Source organism: Rhodoferax sp. (genome assembly GCF_028688795.1).
Taxonomy (GTDB): domain Bacteria; phylum Pseudomonadota; class Gammaproteobacteria; order Burkholderiales; family Burkholderiaceae_C; genus Rhodoferax.
Genome location: NZ_JAQTXM010000090.1, coordinates 1 through 3,975, shown reverse-complemented (window position 1 = coordinate 3,975; position 3,975 = coordinate 1). Strand labels below are relative to the sequence as shown.

The window sequence follows — 3,975 nt, the reverse complement described above, 5'->3', positions numbered from 1 at the left end:
CCACCGATGTCGGCCCGGTGATTGACCGCGAGGCATTCGACGGCATCCAGACCCATTTGCAGCGCCTGCACCGCGAGGCCAGGCCCTTGCTCGGCAAGTCCACCTCAGAATTTATGAAAAATAAGCCTGTAGTGCAGGTAGAACAAGCGCAAGAAGCTATCAAACAAATAGCAAACCTGATTCCACCCCAAGCCTTCGAGGTGGCCAGCATCAGTGACATGAAAGCCGAAATCTTCGGCCCGGTGTTACATGTGGTGCGCTGGAAGGGCGACCCGCTGGCGGTGATTGCGCAGATCAACGCCCTCGGCTACGGCCTGACCCTCGGCATCCAGACCCGCATCGACAGCCGCGCCCAGCAGTTGGCCCACGCCGCCCACATCGGCAACGTCTACATCAACCGCAACCAGATCGGTGCGGTGGTCGGCGTGCAGCCCTTTGGCGGTGAAGGCCTGTCAGGCACCGGCCCCAAAGCTGGCGGGCCGCACTACCTGTTCCGCTTCTGCGCCGAGCAGACGGTCACCATCAACACCACGGCAGCGGGGGGGAATGCGGCGTTGTTGGCGGGGTGATAGGCTGGATGCTTGAGCCCTTGGCTTCACGTCTTTTCTGGAGCGGCTGGTTTTAGCAAGCCCAGGCGATGCCGCGTTTTGGGTGACAGGGCTTGCTCCAGCGCGGTCAAGGTGGTCACCAGGTCGGGGTCATCGGGCGCTTGATAGCGGGTATCACCTGTTTGCACCGCTTCCAGCTTGGCCAGCCAAGCCAGCAAAATCTCTTTGAGTTGATGTACTTGGCTGTGTTCTGCGACAGGCCACAGCTGTGGCCACTCGCCTAACAGGTCACGCAGCACACCCCAGGGAACGGCCATTTCAATCATGCCAATCCAGAGTCCTCGCAGGGCGGCTTCAGTGGGGAGGTGCGGGCGCTCGGCCAAACCTTGCAAGATGTCCAGACCTGCTGCAAAGGCTTTGGCGGGGCTGTCATGTTTGGCTGCATCGGCAACCGCGTCGCCAAGATGCTGGATAGCTTTTGTTTCGTAGCCAGGTACTTGAGCCAAGGCGGTGTCAAGCTCAAGCCAAACTGCCGAGGCATCGGTTTCCGCGAGACGGTAGCGTGCAATTTGGCCGAGGTTCCAGGCGAGGTCGTCAAGATATGCTCCCGAAGGGATTTCTGTGATCGCTTGCTGGTGCAATCCCAAGGCCTGATCGGGGTGGTTCATTCCACCCTGACACGAAGCCATTTTCCCAAGAATCAGGGCAGCATGGGCTAACAGCTCTTCTGAATAATCAGTAGTGGGAGTCATTGCTAGCCACTCGCTTCGAGCACTTTCTAGGGCTTGATATGCATCTGCGGTTTGTCCCAAATTGCCCAATGTGATGGCGCGGCATTCCAATAGTCTCACTTTATCCCAAATGTCTAGTTTGAGCTCAATGGGACGCAGTTGATCAAGTGCTGCAAGATGTTGCTCAGGTACGTACTCCATTTGATGGCTTTTGATAAACGAACGGAAGAAAGTTTTAATCGCTTGCGCCTGAAGCTCATCTTCTCCCACGGCCTGCCACCCCACGGCAGCACGAGCCGCCCAGTCTGCGGCTTTGAAGAGTGGAATATCGATGTGCTTTGAGCCCTTCAATCGCCTAAGCGATAGTTCGTGCAAGCTGGCGGTAAGCGGAGCATCCATGAATGCCTTCATCTGGAGCCGATGTTGTTCGATTGCTGCCGCACGAGTGGGGCTCAATGCATCGGCATCGAGCTGCATTGTTTTTTCAAGAGCTTGTTTGAATAGCTGCCACTTTGAAGAATCACGGTTAACACCACTCATGGAACAGAAATGTAGGTAAATTTCTGCAGGGCAAAAAATCCAATTTTGCTCAACCAGTGGCACTAGATCACTGCCCAAAACATCACCACAATGGGACGCACGGGCCAAAGTGGCAACATGTTCAATGGCGGCTTTAAAGGAATCATCGGTTGGGTAATGCTTGAAGATCGCTTCCATCAGCTTGTGCAGCACTTTTCCCATGCTTTGCCCAGAAACGGTAGCCACAATGTTGTCGTGTTGTAGCCACAAATCGTGGTCGCTAATCAACCGCTGAATCGCTCCAAACTCAGGTGGCAACAAGGTGGCATCTATCTGCCGCTCTTGCAACGCCAGTTCCACCAATGTTTGGGCTTCCGGCTCCAGACCCTGGCCCGCATAGCGGCGTGCAAACTGCCACTTTTCTGAAAAACTCAGGGTATCCGCCAACAAATCGGCCATCACCGCTAGGCGGCTGCGCTGGCCGGGGTGCAGGTAACGCATGCGATAGAACTGCACCAGCAGGCGATCCTGTACGCGGTAGTGTTTGGTTTTCTGACCGGGCTCGCGGGATTCGTTCACATAGCCGTTGTCCACCAGCCAGGCAAAGGCCCGGCTGATGTCGTTTTGGCGGGCTCCGGTGCGCTCCGCCAGTTCGGTTTGTGAGGCGGGTTCGCCACCGCGCACCAGCGCGTCAAACAGTTTTTTGGTGTTGTCGGGGATGCGGGCGATCAAGGCACGGTAGTAGTCGCTCATCTTTTCGATAGCTGCATCCAGGTCATCTGCACCATCCAGCGGGTCGTTCACATCCAGAATGGTGGCGGCCAGCACGGCGGCGGCGCGGGCGTTGCCACCGGTGTAGCGGCTGTAGGCATCAATGCGGTTGAACTGCTGGGTGGTGGCTGTGCTGCCTTGTTGCTTGGCCCGTTTGTCGAGGTAGTGGCGATGGTCAATCGGTGTCCAGCGTGGCAGGCTGCGGTGTTCAAACTGGCGAAACAGCCGCTGGTTGTGCTGTTCGTCAAAGTCGCCTTGTACGGCGCTGGCCACAAACATCAGGTGTGGTTCGTTGCTCATCAGATGGCGCAGGCGCGAGTTGTCCACGTCGCTGGAAAAGGCCTGCGCAATCAGGCCATCAAAGTTTTCAATGCCCACCACCAACAGGGGCACTTTGATGCGGCAGAGAAGCTGCGCCAAGGCCTCGTCCCAAAGCTGACCAGTGTTGTCGACGCGCCAGCGCGATGCCGTCCCCGCGTGTTGTGCAGCAGGGTCTAGCAAACGGCTGATTTCTGCCAGCAGCTCATGTGGGGCGAAGATGTTGGGCAACTCTTCGGGCAGCAGGATAAACTGCACTTTGGGCAAGGGTGCCTGCTTGAGCGTGGCTTGCAGCAGACGCAAAAAGTAGGACTTGCCGGCACCGCGTGGCCCGGTGATGAGCCAATGGCTGATTTGGCCGGGATGGGTGCTACGCTGCTCAATGGTTTGCAGCAGCTCGGCCAGCAAGGCGCTGCGGCCGGTGTTCAGGGCCAGCACGGTGGCATCGTTCATTTCACGTGGGTTGAACCACGGAATGTGGCGCTGCCCTCTCATGCCATGCCCCGGCTGGCGCGCCACCACAAACGGATCAGGTTCAGGCTGAAGCGCCAGCCAAGGTCTGGTGCGTCCACGATGAAGTTGTCGTACTGTAAGCGGCTGAGCACGCGGTGGTAGCCGCTGGGGAGTTGTCGCCCATCAAGCCGGGTTCCGCTGGCATCTCCTTGGGCCACGGCATCCAGAATCTGCTCGGCGCAGCTCAGCTCATTACTGGTGTAGTTTTTTGTCAAACGTTCATCAAACTGCTGCAAGAAAGCGCGGCGAACACCCGGCATGATCTCGTTGGCCAGGCTGTCGCTACAGGCCTCAAGGTTTTCGCAGGTGACCAGAAATCCGTGGGCAATCTTGAGCACCTCGGGCACGTAGTCGGGCAAATTGTCCAAAACCAGGGTGATGGCCTCCGGGGTTGCGGCAAAGCGGCCAGTGAGTGTTTCGCTCAGGTAGCTTTGCGCTTCAGTGCGGGTAAACGGCAGAACCGGCAGGCGAAACAAGCCACCCAGCACGGTGTGTGGAATGCTGTGAATCGACAGCAGATTCTCAAAGCTGATCGAGCCGCCAATGATGACGCGCAGACCCGCGTCCCGCAGCGT

3 protein-coding genes are annotated in these 3,975 nt (G+C 57.7%); 1 reads left to right on the top strand and 2 read right to left on the bottom strand.

Annotation, left to right across the window (positions count from 1 at the left end; genetic code table 11):
- Positions 1-569: aldehyde dehydrogenase family protein (locus tag PHQ58_RS23470; RefSeq protein WP_300116323.1), on the top strand; the 569-nt coding region annotated here is incomplete at its 5' end.
- A 26-nt stretch (positions 570-595) separates the two neighbouring features.
- Here the strand turns inward: PHQ58_RS23470 and PHQ58_RS23465 are convergent.
- On the bottom strand, positions 596-3,340 hold the full coding sequence (locus PHQ58_RS23465) for a hypothetical protein (protein WP_300116320.1): 2,745 nt from the start codon (positions 3,338-3,340) through the stop codon (positions 596-598).
- A gap of 38 nt (positions 3,341-3,378) precedes the next feature.
- The coding region (locus tag PHQ58_RS23460) for a hypothetical protein (RefSeq protein ID WP_300116317.1) at positions 3,379-3,975 on the bottom strand (597 nt) is incomplete at its 5' end.

Coding starts and splice junctions, on each gene's coding strand:
- PHQ58_RS23465 (WP_300116320.1), bottom strand. CDS start 3,340: ATGAACGATGCCACCGTGCTGGCCCTGAACACCGGCCGCAGCGCCTTG.